Origin of the sequence: Streptomyces sp. NPDC002467 (assembly GCF_042889825.1) — a bacterium.
Lineage (GTDB): Bacteria > Actinomycetota > Actinomycetes > Streptomycetales > Streptomycetaceae > Streptomyces.
The window spans coordinates 694,240-711,533 of sequence record NZ_JBIARJ010000001.1 but is presented as its reverse complement, the minus strand read 5'-3'; the positions used below and the strand labels follow the sequence as shown (position 1 = coordinate 711,533).

Here is a 17,294-nt window from a genome sequence, read left to right as displayed (position 1 = left end):
TTCTGGCGTTGATTTTTGGCACGCTGTTGAGTTCTCAAGGAACGGACGCTTCCTTTGTACTCACCCTCTCGGGCTTTCCTCCGGGCTTTCGTTCTGCTGTCTTGCGTTTCCGACTCTATCAGACTCTTTCGGGCCTGACTCCCAGTCAGCGGGGTTTGTCTTCCGGGCTGTTGGGCCCTTCCGACTCCCAGAACTCTAGTGGATTTCCCGGACGATTCATAATCGGCCTTCAGAAATTCATTCGGGCATGCCGAATGCGTTCCCGGTGGGAGATCGCGCAGAGTTGGGTGCCGCAACGAGGCGGCGGGATTCGTTGTCGCCAAAACCTTCCGGCTCTGGGACAACTCGAAGAACCTTACGGACCCGCGGGGGCCGTGTCAACCCCGGCTCAGCTGGGCGACTGGAGGTCCTCCACACGGTCCAGCAGCCGGGTGAGCATGTCGCCCAGGACCCCGCGCTCCGCCGTGGACAGGTCCTGGAGGAGGTCCTCCTCGAAGACCGTGGCCGCGCGCATCGCGTCCAGCCACTTGCTGCGGCCCTCGTCCGTGAGCTCCACGATCACGCGGACGCGGTTGGACTCGTCCCGCTCCCGGGTGACCAGGCCCTCCGCCGTCATGCGGTCGATCCGGTGGGTCATCGCCGCCGGCGTGAGACCCAGCTGCTTGGCCAGCTCGCTCGGGCCCATCCGGTACGGGGCGCCGGAGAGGACGAGGGCCTTGAGGACCTCCCACTCCGCGTTGCTGATGCCCAGGGCCGCCGTCTGGCGTCCGTACGCGACGTTCATGCGGCGGTTGAGGCGGCTGAGCGCCGACACGACCTTCTCGACCTGGGGGTCGAGGTCCTGGAACTCGCGCTGGTAGACGGCGATCTGCTCGTCGAGGGTCGGCTCGTGGACGGGCGTGGTGCCGTCGGGGGTGTCACCCATGGGTCGAAGTATCGCACGAGCTCGTTGGCGTCTAACTCCTTCGATGTGTAGAGTTAAGGATTGAAGTTTAGGGATGAAGTCTTTCGGTCTTCAGTTACAAGGCAGGTGAGAAGTGACCAAGGTGATGGGCGCTGCGATGCGGCGGATCCAGGCCGGGAACGCGTTGACCGCGTTCGGCATCGGCTTCACGGTTCCGTACCTCTACATCTATGTGGCGCAGGTGCGAGGTCTGGGCTCCATGGCCGCCACGAGCGCGTTCGTGGCGTTCGCCCTGGGCGCTCTGCTCGCGCTGCCCTTCACCGGTCGGGTCATCGACCGACGCGGCCCCGTGCCCGTGGTCATGGCCGCCGCCGCGGCCGCCTCGGTGGGTGCCATCTCGCTCGGGCTGTCCACGGGCATCGTGCCCATCCTGCTGTCGGCCCTGGCGCTGGGTGCCGGGCAGGCCGTGATGCAGCCGGCGCTGGCCACCATGATCGTGTGGTGCTCGACGCCGGCCACCCGGACGCGCTCCTTCGCCCTGCAGTTCTTCATGCAGAACCTCGGGCTCGGCATCGGCGGGCTCATCGGTGGGCTGATCGTCGACAAGGACCGGCCGTCCAGCTTCATCCTGCTGTTCGGCATCGAGGCCGTGATGTTCCTGGTGCTGGCCGGGGTCATCGCCACCGTGCGGATGCCGCAGGCGCCGGGCTTCAAGGACGCCCGGCCGAAGGCTCCGGCGCAGGAGGGCGGCGGCTGGAAGCGGATGCTCCGGCACAAGGCCATGATGCAGCTGTGCCTGCTGGGCTTCGTGCTCTTCTTCGCCTGTTACGGACAGTTCGAGTCGGGTCTGGCCGCCTTCGGCACCGAGGCTGCCGGCATCTCCCCCTCGACGCTCGGGTTCGCGCTGGCCGCCAACACCGGTGCGATCGTGCTCGCGCAGTTCGTGGTGCTCCGGCTCGTCGAGAAGCGCCGGCGGTCGCGGGTGATCGCGCTGGTCGGGCTGATCTGGACCGTCGCGTGGGTCATCGCCGGGTTCTCGGGGCTGGGGCACGGCAGCGCCGTCATGGCCGCCGCCGCGTTCATCACCACGTACGCGCTCTTCGGCATCGGCGAGGCCATGCTGTCGCCGACCGTCGCGCCGCTGGTGGCCGACCTGGCTCCGGAGGGGTCGGTCGGGCAGTACAACTCTGCCTTCGCGCTGGTCAAGCAGATGGCGCTGGCGCTCGGGCCGCTCGGGGTCCCTCTCGGTGCGGGCGTGCCGATGCTCTACATCGGGACCTTCGTACTGGTCTCGCTGGGGATCGCCGGGCTGGCGCTGCGGCTCGGCAGGCAGCTGAGCCCGGAGCAGGACAACCCGTCGCTGGTGAGCAAGGTCGTGGCTCAGGGTGGGCCCGCCGTCGCTCCCGCCGGGGCCGGCGCCGACAGGGCTGCCGGCACGGAGGTCGCGCACGTGTAGGCGTACCCGTTGAATACGCGGAAGGCCCCGGTCCTCGTGGACCGGGGCCTTCCGCGTGCTCGGCTACTTGTCCGGCAGGGCGAACTCGCACCAGACGGCCTTGCCGCCGCCCGGAGTGCGACGGGAGCCCCAGGCGGAGGCGATGGTGGCGACGATGGAGATGCCGCGGCCCGTCTCGTCGGCCGGTTCGGCGCGGCGGCGGCGCGGCAGGTGGTCGTCGCCGTCGGTGACCTCGATGATCAGGCGGCGGTCGGTGCGCCGCAGACGCAGGCGCATGGGCGGCGTGCCGTGCTGGAGGGAGTTCGCGACGAGCTCGCTGGCCGCGAGGACGCCGAGGTCGCAGAGCTCCACCGGGAAGCGCCAGGAGGCGAGGACTCCCTGGGCGAAGGCCCGGGCGCGCGGGGCCGCCTCGACGCCGCCGAGGAGTTCCAGGACGGCGTTGTGGAAGAGCTCGGCGTCGGGGCCGGTGCGGGCGGGCTGCTGGAGGACCATGACGGCGACGTCGTCGTCGTGGTCCGCGTCCACTCCGAGGGCGCGCATCAGGCGGTCACAGATGACGGCCGGGGTGCCCTGGGCACCGGAGAGCGCGCGCTCCAGCGCGGCGACGCCCTCGTCGATGTCCTCGCCGCGGCGTTCGACCAGGCCGTCGGTGTAGAGGACGGCGGTGGAGCCGGGGCCGAGCGGGATGGTGCCCGAGGTGTGCAGCCAGCCGCCGGTGCCGAGGGGCGGGCCGGTGGGGTCGGCGGCTCTGCGTACGGTGCCGTCCTCGTCCCGGACCAGGATGGGGAGGTGGCCTGCGGAGGCGTACGCCAGGAGGCCCTCGTTCGGGTCGTGGACGGCGTAGACGCACGTGGCGATCTGGCTGGCGTCGATCTCGGCGGCGAGGCCGTCGAGGAGCTGGAGGACCTCGTGGGGCGGGAGGTCGAGGCGGGCGTAGGCGCGGACGGCCGTGCGGAGCTGGCCCATGACGGCGGCCGCGCGGACGCCCCGGCCCATGACGTCGCCGATGACGAGCGCGGTGCGGCCGGCGCCGAGGGTGATGACGTCGTACCAGTCGCCGCCGACGGCCGCCTCGGTGCCGCCCGGCTGGTAGGTGGCGGCGACGCGCAGGTCGTCGGGCTGCTCCAGCTCCTGCGGGAGGAGGGAGCGCTGGAGGGTGACGGCGGCCTCGCGCTGGCGGCGCTCGCTGGCGCGCAGCCGCTCGACGGCTTCGGCGTGGTCGGTGACGTCGGCGAGGTGGATCAGGACGCCGGTGTGGGCTTCCGCCTCGCCGCCGCTCTCGGCCTTGGGGAAGTCGACCGGGGTGCAGGTGACCGTGTACGTGTTGGTGCCGCCGGGTGCCGTGCGGTTCTTGGCGGTACGGGGCTTGCCGCTGCGCTGGACTTGGTCGAGGAGCGGGAGCAGGCCGAGCTCGCCCAGCTCGGGGAGGGCCTCGTGGGCGGGGGCGCCGGGGAGGCGGGTGCCGAAGCCGGCGGTGTAGGCGTCATTGACGTACGCGACGTGGTGCTCGGGGCCGTGGACGAGGGCGACCAGCGCGGGGAGGCGGCCGATGACCTCGCTGACGGACAGCTCGTCGAGCGAGGGCACCGCGGCGGGGGTGCCCGTACTCCGGCCCGGGGAGGTGCCGGTGCCGCTGCCGGTGCCGGAGACCGTGGGGTCGGCGGGGCCGCCGTCCGCGCCGGGCGCGGACCGGTCTGCGGGGTCGGCTCGGCCGCCGCGGGCGGCCGGGACCGAACCTTCACCCCTCTTGGCCTGTGCGGCGGCCTGGGCGGCGGCGTGTTCGGTCCGCGCGGCGGCGCGGCGCTGCGTTCCGGGAAACCGGGCGCTCCAGCGCGTGAAGTTCACTGCGTTCAGGCCTCGTGGTGTCGCAAGTGGTCGCTGTGTCGCTCGTCGGGTGGTCGGTCGCTGGCTGGACGTTGTCACTCTGTGCAGGTGTGAGCCCACCTATGGTCACACGTCCAGTGTGGCCGACGGCACTGACAACGTCAGCTCTGGCTGTCCTTCGGGGGGTTGTGAGGAGACTTCGGGGGTGGGTCCTTGGGGCCACCGCCCGCGGCCAGTTCGAATTCTGCCCTGGGGTGTTCTAGCGAACCCAGGGAGACGATCTCGCGCTTGAAGAGGCCGGAGAGGGTCCATTCGGCGAGGACGCGCATTTTCCTGTTGAACGTGGGGACGCGGCTGAGGTGGTACACGCGGTGCATGAGCCAGGCCGGGTAGCCCTTGAGCTTGCGGCCGTAGACGTGGGCGACGCCCTTGTGGAGGCCCAGGGAGGCCACGGAGCCGGCGTACTTGTGGGCGTACTCGGTGAGGACCTCGTCGCGGAGGGCGGCGACCAGGTTGTCGGCGAGGACCTTGGCCTGGCGGACCGCGTGCTGGGCGTTGGGGGCGCATTCGCGGCCGGGCTCCGGCGCGGTGATGTCGGGGACGGCTGCGGCGTCGCCGGCCGCCCAGGCGTGCTCGACGCCCTTGACGGTGAGGAAGGAGGTGCAGGCGAGCCGGCCGCGTTCGTTCTTGGGCAGGTCGGAGGCGGCGAGGATCGGGTGCGGTTTCACACCCGCGGTCCACACGACGGTGCGGGTGGGGAAGCGGGCGCCGTCGCTGAGGACGGCGACGCGGTTCTCGCAGGATTCGAGCCGGGTCTCCAGGCGCAGGTCGATGTTGCGGCGGCGCAGTTCGCGGATGGTGTAGACGCCCATGTCGGGGCCGACCTCGGGCAGGATCCGGTCGCTGGCCTCGACCAGCACCCACTTCATGTCCTCGGGCTTGATGTTGTGGTAGTACCGCGCCGCGTAGCGGGCCATGTCCTCGAGTTCGGCGAGGGCTTCCACGCCCGCGTAGCCACCGCCGACGAAGACGAAGGTGAGGGCGGCGTCGCGAAGGGCGGGGTCGCGGGTGGAGGAGGCGATGTCCATCTGTTCGATGACGTGGTTGCGCAGGCCGATGGCCTCTTCCACGGTCTTGAAGCCGATGGCGTACTCGGCGAGTCCCGGGACGGGCAGGGTGCGGGAGATCGAGCCGGGTGCGAGGACGAGTTCGTCGTACTCCATCTCGACCGGGCCGGTCCCCTCGTCCTCGGTGGCGAGGGTGGCGACGGTCGCGGTGCGTTTGGCGTGGTCGATGTGGCGGGCCTCGCCGATGACGATGCGGCATCGCGACAGGACGCGGCGCAATGGCACGACGACGTGGCGCGGGGAGATCGAGCCGGCGGCCGCCTCCGGGAGGAAGGGCTGGTACGTCATGTAGGGCTCGGGGGTGACCACCGTGACCTCGGCTTCGCCGGATCTCAGCTTTCTCTGGAGCCGGAGCGCCGTGTACATGCCTACGTAGCCGCCGCCGACGATCAGGATGCGCGTGCGGGGCGGGGTACCGGGGGCCGTGCCCCGCGAGTTAGCAGCCTTCACCATCCCATGACGCAACGTGGCCGGGAGTTTGTCCACAGGCCCGACAAATTGTGTGACCGGTGGTGGTGCCGGGGTGGAGTCGAAGCGGACCTCGGGTGGGGGTGGAACTCTGCAGGTCAGAGGGTGCGGAATGAGAGATTCCGGGAGTGTGTGAGGAAAAAGTGAGGATGAATGCTCCGATCGGGCGGTGCTCCGTCCGGGGCTGCCTCTTCTGAATTGACTCTGGCTCAACTATGTTCGTATCTCGTCGAGTGAGTAGGACCGGGCCTGAGACCGTGGCCCACCTCGACGTGAAGGCGGGGAGTGTCTCCGGGGGGAGACAAATGATTACCGGGGGATACATATGAACATTTCCGATTTCCATGGTTCTGCGACCGCGCTTTCGGTCGAGAGCAGCAACGGTCGCGCGCTCGCGAACGGGGCCACCACGCACGGGGTGGGCCGCTCCACTCCGCTGCGCGTCGACGCCCAGCGCAACCTGGAGCACGTGCTGCGGGCGGCCCGTGAGGTCTTCGGCGAGCTGGGGTACGGGGCTCCGATGGAGGACGTGGCGCGGCGTGCGCGCGTCGGCGTCGGCACCGTGTACCGGCGCTTCCCGAGCAAGGACGTGCTGGTCCGGCGGATAGCCGAGGAGGAGACCGCCCGACTGACGGAGCAGGCTCGGACGGCGCTGGGCCAGGAGGAGGAGCCGTGGCAGGCGCTTTCCCGGTTCCTGCGCACCTCCGTGGCCTCGGGCGCCGGGCGGCTGCTGCCGCCGCAGGTGCTGCGGGTCGGCTCGGCGAGCGAGGACGGGGTCGAGGACGCCGAGGCGTCCGAGGCCGCGCGGGTTCCGCACCAGCGGCAGGCCGTCGAGACGGCCGGTGCCATCGGCTCGGCTCCGGAGGCGCGGCTCGTGGCCGCGCGCATCGCGTCCGAGGACGAGCCCTCGGACGACGCGGGCGCGGGTGCGCTGCTGGAGGTCGTCGGACAGCTCGTGGAGCGTGCCCGGGAGGCCGGTGAGCTGCGCGGTGACGTCACGGTGGCCGATGTACTGCTGGTGATAGCGACGGCGGCGCCCGCGCTGCCCGACCCGGCGCAGCAGGCGGCGGCCTCGACGCGGCTGCTCGACATCCTGCTCGAAGGGCTGCGCTCCCGGACTGCGTGAGGGCCTGACGCTCTGCTTCACCAACCGCCGCGGTGGGACTTCGGACCGCTGTCCGTGGGGTTCCGTCACCGGGTCGCTGAAATGTGCCCGGACGGGTGGATGGCGTGCGGACGGGTCCGGCGCGCGCCCCCCGTGTGACACGCTTCATCGGTGTACCGGTTGAGTGTGTCGTTCGGGGGCGTCCGAAATGAGCGTTGACGGGCGGGAAGAGCCTCTCGGTGCCGGCGGCGACCTCGCGGCGGGCGGTCTCGCGGCAGGTGGCCTGGCGGCGGATGGTCTGCCCTCGCGGCAGGTGCCGGCCCAGCGCGAGCCTCGCGGTGCGGGGGACGAACTTCCGCCGTCCGACGGCGACTTGATCGCCCGGATGCGGGACGGTGACGACGGTGCGTACGAGGAACTGTTCCGTCGTCACGTCGAGGCCGTGCGGCGCTACGCACGGACCTGCTGCCGGGACGGGCACACGGCCGACGACCTGACCGCCGAGGTGTTCGCGCGGACGCTGCAGGCGGTGCGGGGCGGAGCCGGGCCGGACCAGTCGGTGCGGGCCTATCTGCTGACCACCGTGCGCAGGGTCGCTGCCGCCTGGGCGAAGACCGCCAAGCGGGAGCAGCTCGTCGAGGACTTCGCGGTCTTCGCCGAGCAGGCCGGGGCGGGTGCCGGCAGTGAGGGTGGCTCCGGGTTGTCGGGGCTGTCCGGTGACGACACGCTCGAACTGGGCGCGGACGTCCGGGCGATGCGCGAGGCCGAGCAGTCCTTGGCCATGCAGGCCTTCCGGAGCCTGCCGGAGCGGTGGCAGGCCGTGCTGTGGCACACCACCGTCGAGGAGGCTTCGCCGAGTGCGATCGCCCCGCTGTTCGGGTTGAGCGCGAACGCTACCGCCGTGCTGGCCAGTCGGGCGCGGGAGGGGCTCAAGCAGGCCTATCTGCAGGCCCATGTGAGTTCGGCGCTGAGCGAGGGCGGCGACTGCGCGCAGTACGCGGACCGGTTGGGCGCCTATGCGCGCGGCGGGTTGCGGATGCGGGCGGAGCGGGGGCTGCGCAAGCACCTGGAGGAGTGCGCGAAGTGCCGGCTGGCGGCCGGTGAGCTAAAGGACGTCAACGCGGGCATTCCCGCGCTGCTTCCGGTGGCGGTCATCGGGTGGTTCGCCGCCGGGTACGCGGCCAAGGCCGCCGGGGTGGTGGCCGGTGGGGCCGTCGCCGCGGGCGGGGCCGGGGCCGCTGCGGCCGCCGTCGGCGGGTCGACCGCCGGGGCTGGGGCTGCCGGTGGGGCGGGGGCAGGGGCCGCGGGTGTTGCCGGGGCTGGTGGGGCCGCCGGGGCTGGTGGTGGGGCTGGGTCGGGGGCCGGTGGGGCTCTGGCTTCCGAGGGGCTCGGGCTGCCCGCCAAGGCCGCCATCGCCGCGGGGATGGCGGTGGCCGCGGCCGCCGGGGTGGTGTTCGCGCTGACCGGGGACGAGGCCGAGCCCCAGGCCCAGGTGCGGCCCGCGCCGAGCGTGGCGGCTCCGGCCGTACCGGCGTCGCCCACGCCCACGCCCACGCCCTCGGCCTCGCAGGAGCCGAGCCCGCCCGCCGAGGAGCCGCCGACGCGTGGGCCCGTACCCCCGCAGCCGGATGCGAAGCCGACGCCGACGGCTCCGGGTGCCGTCGATCCGCCGCCGAAGCCCTCCGCGTCCGCGTCCCCCTCGCCTTCGCCGAGTCGGGAGCGGCCTTCGCCTACGCCGTCCCCGAGCAGACCCCCGGTGCCGCCGAAGCCGGGTTCGTTCGCGCTGGCGCGGCTGGACTACGCCCCGTACGGGAACCACACGAGCCCGGAGTTGCAGGTCCGGCACAGCAGTTGGGTGTGGCAGCGCTCGGGGCTGTGGGTGGGCGGCCGGCGGTTCGAGCACGGGATCACCGTGAACTCCCACTCCTCCGTGCAGATCACGCTCAACCGCCAGTGCACGACCTTCTCCGCCCGGGTCGGGGTGGACGGCCTGTCGGCGCTCACCAACGGCGAGGTGCGGTTCTCCGTATACGGCGACGGGCAGCGGCTGTGGCAGTCCGGCACCCTCGGGCACGAGGACCCTCCCGCGCCCGTGAACGTCTCGCTGGCCGGCCGGTCGTCGTTGCGGCTGGTGGTGGAGCGGGCCGGGCCGGGCCGGCTGCCGACGCTCGCCGGTTGGGCCGACGCGGTGATCAGCTGCCGGTGAGCGCCGTGACCCAGGCGCTCGGGGGCAGGGTCGCGCCGGCGGCCTCCTCCAGGGCGTAGCCGTCCGCGCCGAGCACGGGCAGGATGCGGGCCCGGAGCCCGGCCACGGCGGCCTCCTCGGGCACCGAGCGCGGATGGCCCGCGCGCCAGGCGGAGGCCGCGGCGAAGGCCCGCACGGCCTCGGCCGGCCGGTCCGCGTCGGCGAGCATCACGGCCGCCGCCTCCACCATCCCGGCCAGGAACCGCTCGGCGCAGTAGGCCTCGACGGCTGTGGCGAAGGCGGGGGCGATCACCGTCAGACCCGCTTCCGGGCCGTGGTCATGGGCGGTGAGGACGGCCTCGACGGTGTCCAGCCCGGCGATGAACTGCGCGGGGACCTGGCGCAGCGCGGCCTCGGCGCGGGCCTGCTCGCACTCGCTCCACGCCCGGGCGATGTCGCCCCGCTGGATGGCGAGCAGGGAGGCGAGGAGCCGGGCGAAGCTACTGACGTCGTACACGCCGCCGTGCTGGTCGGCCTCGGCGGCGACTTCCGCGAGGAGTTTCTCGGCGGCGTCGAAGTCTCCGACGCAGTAGGCGGTCTCCGCGATCCGGGCGATGGCGAACGGTGCCTCGACGTGGGCGCCGACCTCGCGGGCGAGGCGCAGGCACTCCTCGTACTCGGTGCGCGCGGTGTCGTACCGACCGCGCGAGAGGGCGGCCTCGCCCGCGGCGCTGGCGACCTGGGCGCCGATCCATCGGTCTCCGACGCGGCGGGCTATCTCGTGGAGTTCGGCGAGGTCGGCGTCGATGCCGGGCAGGCCGCCGGTGACGTCGATGGACACGTGGGTGCGGATCATCAGGGTGATCCCGAGCTCCCAGTCACCGCCGTGGCGGCGGCAGTTGGCGACCGACTCGTCGAGGATGGAGTGGAATTCCAGGGCGTCCCCGGTGAGGAAGACGGTCGCCGGCCAGAGCATGCCGGGGAAGGTGGTGGCCTCGGGCGATTCGCCGCCCCGGAAGGCGTCCCGGATGCGCCCTGCGAGGGCCCGGTACTCGGGGGTGCGGAACCTCTCGGCGCCGCTGCTCTCGGCGACCAGGAACATGCCGAGGACCTGGAGGCGCATGAAGCGCCAGTACGCGGACGAGCCCTCGGGCGGGTCCTCGGGGGTGATGGCGAGCGCCAGCGCGGTCCACTCGGCGCCCTCGGTGCGGTAGTTGCGCAGCCACCAGAACCAGCCGAGGGCCAGGACGAGACGCTGCGCGGCATCGGGGTCGGGTTCTGCGACGGCCGCGGTGTGCAGGGCGGCTCGGAGGTTGTCGAGTTCGGTCTCGATGCGCCGGATCCAGGGCAGCTGGGCACCGGAGCGGATCAGGGGCTCGGCCTCCTCGGCGAGGGCGAGGAAGTGGGCGGCGTGCCGGCGGGCGGCGGTGCGGGTGTCGTCGGGGTGGGCGGCGGCGCGCTCGGTGGCGTACTCGTGGATGGTTTCGAGCATGCGGTAGCGCATCGCGGGGCCGGCGGTCTCCGGTTCCGCCACGACGAGGGACTTGTCGACGAGGGAGCCGAGGACGTCCGCGGCCTCGTACGGAAGGTCCACGCAGACGGCTTCCGCCGCGGCGAGGTCCCAGCCGCCGGCGAAGACGGACAGCCGACGCAGTACCGCGCGCTCGGGCTCGTCCAGCAGCTCCCAGGACCAGTCGACGACGGCCAGCAGGGTCTGCTGGCGGGGCAGGACCGTGCGGGCGCCGCTGGTCAGGAGGCGGAAGCGGTCGTCGAGGCGGTCGGCGATCTGGCGCGGGGTGAGCAGCCTCAGGCGGGCGGCGGCGAGCTCGATGGCGAGCGGAAGGCCGTCGAGTCGGGTGCAGATCTCGGCGACGGCGGCCGGGTCATCGTCGGCACGGAACCCGGGGCGGGACGCGGCGCCGCGCTCGGCGAAGAGGCGGTGGGCGTGGTCGGGCGGCAGCGGTTCGACGGGCCGGAGGGTCTCCCCCGGCACGCCGAGGGGCTCGCGGCTGGTGGCGAGGATCCGTACGCCGGGGCAGTGCGTCAGGAGGAGCTCGGCCAGCTCGGCGGCGGCGCCGATGACGTGCTCGCAGTTGTCGAGGACGAGGAGGAGGCTGCGGTGCGCGCAGTGCTCGACGAGTTGGGTGGCCGGGTCCGCGGCGGCGGCCGTGCTGTCCCGGGCGACCAGGGAGTTCTCCCGCAGGCCGAGGGCGCTGAGCACGGCGCCGGGCACGGCGGCGGGATGGTCGAGCCGGGCGAGTTCGACGATCCAGCCGGCCTCGGGGTGGGCGGCGGCCGCGTGCTCGGCGAGGCGGGTCTTCCCCGAACCGCCGGGGCCGGTGAGGGTGACGAGCCGGAGGTGGTCCAGGTCCTCGCGCAGGGATGCCAGTTCGGGTTCGCGGCCGACGAAGGAGGTCAGGCGCGGCCGCAGGTTGCCGCGGGGCCGCGGCGGCGCGGGCGCGGGAAGGCGCGGCTGGAGCAGTTCGGCGTGCAGGGCCGCGAGTTCGGGGCCGGGGTCGGCGCCGAGGGCGTCGGCCAGGGTGCGACGGGTGTCCTCGTACGCGGCGAGCGCGTCGGCGGGGCGGCCGGCGGCGCGGAGCGCGCGGAGGTGCTGCGCGCGGAGGGTTTCGTCGTACGGGTGCTCCTCGATCAGTGCCTCGATGTCGGGCAGGAGCCCGGCGGGGGCGGTGCCCCCGCCGCGCAGGTCGGCCTCGATGCGCGAGCGCAGCACGCCGACCCGGCGGGCCTCCACGGCGGCGGCATGGGCGGTGCGGGCGGGCTCGGGCAGGTCGGCGAGCGCGGACCCGCGCCAGAGCCCGAGGGCGGTGCGCAGGGTGTGGGCCGCCGCGGCCGGGTCGTCGGCCAGCTCCTGGCCGCCCTGGGCTGCCAGCCGGGTGAAGCGGTGCAGGTCGACTTCGTCGCGGGCCACGGCCAGGCGGTAGCCGCCGGCGGGGTCGGCGGTGATGGTGTCCCGACCGCCGAGGGCGCGGCGGAGCCGGGCGACGAGGGCCTGGAGGGCGGCGGGGGCGTCCTCGGGCGGGGCGTCGCCCCAGACGTCGTCGACGAGGTCGGCGACGGGGGCGGGGCGGCCGGCGCGCAGGGCGAGGGCGGCGAGGAGTGCGCGGAGGCGGGCGCCGCCGAGGGGGAGGGGGGCGCCGGTCTCGTCACGCGCCTCGGTGACGCCAAGGATTCGATACCGCACCCGCCAATTCTGCCCGTCCCCTGCGGGGGGCGGCACCGGCTTTTGGGTGCCCCGGGGGCTCGGCGGGGCGGGCCCCCGCCGGTGTGTGCGGCGGGGCGCCCCCGCAGGGCGTCGAACACCGGTGCTCGGCGGGGCCGTCCCCTGCCCGTGCCCCCGCGCCGTCGGGGACGGGTGTGCGGCGGGGCGCCCCCGCAGGGCGTCGAAGAAACCCGCTCCACTTACCGGTACCGCACCCCGTTCGACGCCCGAGGAGGTGCCCCGGCGCGCGCCCGACCCCGACGGCCCACCCTGCGGCCCGCCCCCGGCCGGGGTCCCGCTGCGCGGAGCCGGTCCCCTACCCGCCCTTCCACCGTTCCCCGGGGCTCCACCCCGGACCCCGGTCCTCAAACGCCGGACGGGCTGAAAAGCCCGCCCCAAGACCTCAAGCGCCGGACGGGCTGAAAAGACCCGCCGTACCGGCCGAAGGGTGCCGCTGGTCAGGAGAGGGCGGGGCGGTGGATCGCTCGGACTGGTACGCCCTCCGGGACCGCGCGGCGGCGGGCCGTCGAGGTGCCCGTCCAGCACGTGCCCCGCCGGGCGAGCAGCCGGCGCAGCCACAGTTCCATCGAGACGAGTTCCGCGAGCCCGTCCAGCGGTACGGGCCGCCCGTCCGCCGCGTCCAGCAGGGCCTGGCGTACGACGCGGGCCTCGATCAGCCCGGCGTCGGCGAGCAGCGGGGAGGCGAAGAGGTCCATGAGGGAGGTGAGGGCGGCCCGCAGGCCGAGCCGGGTCGCCGTCTCGTTCGGGGAGTGGGCGGTGGCGCCCCAGCCCATGGGGAGTTCGCGCACACCGGCCGAGGACAGCACGCTGCGCAGGATCGCCGCCCTGGCCCCGGGCTGTACGCGCAGGGATTCGGGGAGCGCGCGGGCCGCCCGGACGACCTGGTTGTCGAGGAACGGGGCGTGCAGGCGCTGGCTGCGGACCTCCACGGCCTGCTCGAACACCCGGTGGTCGGCGGCGTGGCGGGCCAGGACGGAACGGGCCCGGGCCTCGCCGGGCCGCAGCGAGAGCGGCGGTCGGCCCGCGGCTGCGGCCAGACGGATCGATACTTCCGCCAGCGCCTCCCCGGTGAGCCAGCCCGCCGCGGGCCCCGGCCGGGACCAGGTCAGGGCGGCGAGGGAAGCGTCCACCGGACCGGAGGACCGCTCGGTGACCCCGCCCTCGCGGAGCCTGGCCGCGGCGGCTTCCATGCCCGCGCGGTACGTCGTACGGGATAGCCTGCGCGCCGCCGAGTACACGGTCAGCGGCACCAGGAGGGATTCCCCGGAGGCGGACGCCGAACGGGCCAGGGCCGCGACCGGCCGCAGCAGGTGGCGGCGCCGGCGGTCCAGCAGGAGGTCGGCCATGCGCGCCGGGTGGGCGTCGAGGACCTGGCGGGCCCCGTGGCCCGTGAAGTGGTCGGCGCTGCCGGCGGCCAGCCGGCGCCGCTCGCGGGCGGCGAAGACCAGCGAGGGCCCCGGTTCGTCGGTCAGCGGGCCGTCGAGTTCGGCGTACGGGAGTGCCTCTTCGGCGGCGGCCACGACGACGTGGTGCAGGCGCGGGTCGGCTGCGATGGCGCGGGCCCGTTCCAGTTCGGCCTCGCGGCCCTGCGGGGTGGCCAGGTCGTTGAAGGTGACGGCGAGCAGCCGCGCCCCGGCGGGGCTGGCCAGGCTGCCCGGGGCACCCGGGAGTCCGGCGGCCAGCAGGGCGAGGGTGGCGGACGCGCTGCCGCCCGAGAGGTCCGCGCCCACTCCCGGGGCGGGGGCGCCTCGGGCGGCGCGCCGGTCGGCCGGGCCCATGCCGGGCACGGGGCCGGGATCGTACGGCGGGACCGTGTCGGGAGCATGCCTGGGCGCCGTGAGCCGGGCGCGCACCGCGGCCGTCAACGCTTCCCGTACGCCCTCCACCGCGCGTTCGGCGTCGGCCTCGGGCGCCGCCACCGCGAGGGAGGCGACGGCTTCGTAGCCGGTGATCTCCCGGGAGCCCTCGCGCAGGATGAGCGCGTGGCCGGGCGGGATGCGGCGAACCCCGGAGTACGGGGTGCCGTCGCCCAGTGCCTCGGGGCTGTCGGGGCAGGCCAGCAGGGCCGCGAGGTGGCCGATGTCGAGCTGCGCCTCGATGAGGTCCGCGAGGGGGAGCGCGGCGGTGGCGTACGCCGTGCCGCCGGCCCAGGGGGTGTAGAAGACGGGCCGCGCGCCCGCGAGGTCACCGACGACGGTGATCCGGCGGCCGGCCTGTACGACGGCGGTGTAGCTGCCGGACCACTGGGTGAGGTGGCGCAGCGCTCCGCCGCGGGCGGCGTAGAGGGCGCGCTTCAGCTCGGCGTCGGTGGCGCCGCAGCAGCCGAGGACGGCGAGCCGGGTGAAGGGGTCGGCCGGGTCGGCGGTGAGGGTGCGGATCTCGTCGGGGCGCCAGTCGCCGACGGCCCAGAGGGGGTCGGGGTCGCCCCACAACAGCTGAGCGCCGACGGGCTGGACGGTGCGGTCGGCATCGGCGCCGGCGTCGCCGGGGTGGGCCGCGTCCGCGATGCCGCCGCGCAGCGGGGCGCCGGCGCGGTCGTAGCCGGCGCGGTCGTAGCCGGCCTGGCTACCGGGGCCGCCGAAGCCTCCGGGGCCGCCGTGGCCGTTCGCGCCCGAGACCCGTCCGGCCGTGCCGAAGCTCGCGGCGATACTGCTCCAACCCACCAACCAGCGCACCGCCGCCTCCCCAGCCTGTGGGCACATGACCGGGGCACGGGCAGCACGGTCGGCGCGGAGGGCGCGGCCGCGGGACCCCGGGTGGCTCGGGGTCCATGCTGCCACGGGACAGGCGTGCGAGAGTGGTTAAGGGGGGCGCACATGCAAACGAACACGCCCCGGCCACGCAGTTTTTGACGTTCCGTTCCCACCGTCCCATAGGTCGGTTTCAGCCATTCTTCAGCGGTGCGGAGTACCGCCCCGGACCGCCTGCGCCCACCCGCGACGGAGCACGTGCGCGGTCGCGGGAGGTGGAATCCACCTCCCGGACCGGACCGCCGCCCGCGGGGATTGAGGCAGCGGCACCCCCGGACCCGCCCGGTTCGCGCAGCGGGCCGACCCACGCACCGCACATCGAATCGCCGGGCCCCCCGACCGGCCAGAGCGCACGGGTGGGCGCACGGCCACACGGGCGGAGCACACGGGGACGAGTGCGCCCCGGGCCCGGGCCGTGGCCGGACCGTGCAAACGGACAACAATCCCGCCATACGGAAGTAGAGGCCTTAACGCTTGGGAGGCGGGGAACTACGCTGGGTTTACGAAATGCCGGGCGCCTATGCCCCGGCGGCGTAAGCGTTGTGTGCGTTCCGCGTGTGACGAGGGGTGGCGCATGTCCAGGGAGCTCCGCGAGCCCAATGAGAAGCTCGGCGCCGTCCTCGCCCTCGCGGGCATCAGCAACGCCGGGCTGGCCCGGCGGGTCAACGACCTCGGCGCGCAGCGCGGTTTGACCCTCCGGTACGACAAGACGTCGGTCGCGCGGTGGGTGTCGAAGGGGATGGTGCCGCAGGGCGCCGCCCCGCACCTGATCGCGGCCGCCATCGGCGCGAAGCTGGGGCGGCCGGTGCCGCTGCACGAGATCGGCCTGGCGGACGCGGACCCCGCGCCCGAGGTGGGCCTGGCCTTCCCGCGTGACGTGGGGGCGGCGGTCCGCTCGGCCACGGACCTCTACCGGCTCGACCTCGCCGGCCGGCGGGGCGGCGGGATCTGGCAGTCGCTCGCCGGTTCCTTCTCCGTGGCGGCGTACGCGACGCCCGCCTCGCGCTGGCTGATATCTCCGGCGGACGGCTCGGTGGCACGGGAGCCGGGCCCGACGGCGCCGGACGCGATGACCGGGACCGCCCCCACGGCGACGGCTGCCACGGCGTCGGCCACCACGGCGACCACGACGACCGCGCCCGCCACGGCTGCGTCCACGGCTACACCCGCGCCCGCGCCCGCGACGACCGGACCTGTGACCGCTCCGGCTCCGGCCGCTCCACCGGCCGGCAGGCCGACGGCGCCGGAACCACCGTCCACCGTTGTGCCCGCCCAGCCCGGGCCCGAAACTCAGCGCGACCACGCCCAGCGCGTGGGCCACAGCGACGTGAGCAAGCTGCGCGAGGCCGCCGAGGACGCGCGCCGCTGGGACTCCAAGTACGGCGGCGGGGACTGGCGTTCGTCGATGGTGCCCGAGTGCCTGCGGGTGGACGCCGCGCCGCTGCTGCTCGGCTCGTACAGCGACGAGGTGGGCCGCGCGCTGTTCGGCGCGACCGCCGAACTGACCCGGCTGGCCGGGTGGATGGCCTTCGACACCGGCCAGCAGGAAGCCGCCCAGCGCTACTACATCCAGGCGCTGCGCCTCGCCCGTGCGGCCGCCGACGTTCCGCTCGGCGGATACGTCCTGGCCTCGATGTCCCTCCAGGCGACCTACCGGGACTTCCCGGAGGAGGGCGTGGACCTCGCCCAGGCCGCCGTCGAACGCAACCGGGGCCTGGCCACCGCCCGCACCATGAGCTTCTTCCGGCTCGTGGAGGCGCGCGCACACGCGAAGGCGGGCGATTCCTCGGCCGCCGGGGCCGCGCTGCGGGCTTCGGAGGGCTGGCTGGAGCGGTCACGGGACGGCGATCCCGATCCGACGTGGCTCGGCTTCTACTCGTACGACCGCTTCGCGGCGGACGCGGCGGAGTGCTACCGGGACCTGAGGCTCCCCCGCCAGGTGCGGCGCTTCACCGAGCAGGCCCTGTCCCGTCCCACGGAGGAGTTCGTGCGCTCGCACGGGCTGCGGCTGGTGGTGAGCGCGGTCGCCGAGCTGGAGTCGGGCAACCTCGACGCGGCGTGCGCGGCGGGCACCCGGGCGGTGGAGGTGGCGGGCCGCATCTCCTCGGCGCGGACGACCGAATACGTACGTGACCTGCTGCACCGCCTGGAACCGTACGGGGACGAGCCGCGCGTCGCGGAGCTGCGCGAGCGGGCCCGGCCGCTGCTGGTGGCGCCGGCTTAGGGGTGGGCGC

At 74.1% G+C, this 17,294-nt stretch carries 9 protein-coding genes; 4 read left to right on the top strand and 5 right to left on the bottom strand.

Annotation, left to right across the window (positions count from 1 at the left end):
• Positions 1-388: 388 nt before the first annotated feature.
• Positions 389-925 carry a MarR family winged helix-turn-helix transcriptional regulator gene (locus tag ACFYYJ_RS03375; RefSeq protein WP_389128032.1) on the bottom strand — a complete coding sequence of 179 codons (537 nt, stop codon included), beginning with the start codon at positions 923-925 and terminating at the stop codon, positions 389-391.
• A 124-nt stretch (positions 926-1,049) separates the two neighbouring features.
• On the opposite strand from ACFYYJ_RS03375, the gene ACFYYJ_RS03370 reads away from it, so the two are divergent.
• Positions 1,050-2,360, top strand: a complete 1,311-nt coding sequence (locus ACFYYJ_RS03370; RefSeq protein WP_385134348.1) for an MFS transporter — start codon at positions 1,050-1,052, stop codon at positions 2,358-2,360.
• 63 nt (positions 2,361-2,423) lie between these two features.
• On the opposite strand, the gene ACFYYJ_RS03365 is transcribed toward ACFYYJ_RS03370, so the two are convergent.
• Both ACFYYJ_RS03365 and ACFYYJ_RS03360 read right to left on the bottom strand, forming a co-directional pair.
• Entirely contained in the window at positions 2,424-4,205 is a 1,782-nt protein-coding gene (locus ACFYYJ_RS03365; RefSeq protein ID WP_389128030.1) for a SpoIIE family protein phosphatase, read from the bottom strand.
• A 140-nt stretch (positions 4,206-4,345) separates the two neighbouring features.
• Positions 4,346-5,764: an NAD(P)/FAD-dependent oxidoreductase gene (locus tag ACFYYJ_RS03360; RefSeq protein ID WP_385366063.1), complete on the bottom strand. Its 1,419-nt coding sequence runs from the start codon at positions 5,762-5,764 to the stop codon at positions 4,346-4,348.
• Between the two features lie 340 nt (positions 5,765-6,104).
• Here ACFYYJ_RS03360 and ACFYYJ_RS03355 point away from each other — a divergent pair, with 340 nt between their 5' ends.
• Both ACFYYJ_RS03355 and ACFYYJ_RS03350 read left to right on the top strand, forming a co-directional pair.
• Complete coding sequence (locus ACFYYJ_RS03355; RefSeq protein ID WP_385133891.1) at positions 6,105-6,905, top strand: TetR/AcrR family transcriptional regulator; 801 nt, start codon at positions 6,105-6,107, stop codon at positions 6,903-6,905.
• A 187-nt stretch (positions 6,906-7,092) separates the two neighbouring features.
• Positions 7,093-9,090, top strand: coding sequence for a sigma-70 family RNA polymerase sigma factor (locus ACFYYJ_RS03350; protein ID WP_389128027.1), 1,998 nt, complete (start codon positions 7,093-7,095; stop codon positions 9,088-9,090).
• Here the strand turns inward: ACFYYJ_RS03350 and ACFYYJ_RS03345 are convergent.
• Together ACFYYJ_RS03345 and ACFYYJ_RS03340 are read right to left on the bottom strand one after the other, a co-directional pair.
• Positions 9,077-12,271 carry an ATP-binding protein gene (locus ACFYYJ_RS03345; RefSeq protein ID WP_389128024.1) on the bottom strand — a complete coding sequence of 1,065 codons (3,195 nt, stop codon included), beginning with the start codon at positions 12,269-12,271 and terminating at the stop codon, positions 9,077-9,079. The two genes, ACFYYJ_RS03350 and ACFYYJ_RS03345, sit on opposite strands and share 14 nt — an antisense overlap.
• A gap of 476 nt (positions 12,272-12,747) precedes the next feature.
• Positions 12,748-14,985: an asparagine synthase-related protein gene (locus tag ACFYYJ_RS03340; RefSeq protein ID WP_385132686.1), complete on the bottom strand. Its 2,238-nt coding sequence runs from the start codon at positions 14,983-14,985 to the stop codon at positions 12,748-12,750.
• A gap of 649 nt (positions 14,986-15,634) precedes the next feature.
• Between ACFYYJ_RS03340 and ACFYYJ_RS03335 the strand changes: the two genes are divergently transcribed.
• Complete coding sequence (locus tag ACFYYJ_RS03335) at positions 15,635-17,284, top strand: sporulation protein (protein WP_389128022.1); 1,650 nt, start codon at positions 15,635-15,637, stop codon at positions 17,282-17,284.
• The last annotated feature ends 10 nt before the right edge of the window (positions 17,285-17,294 follow it).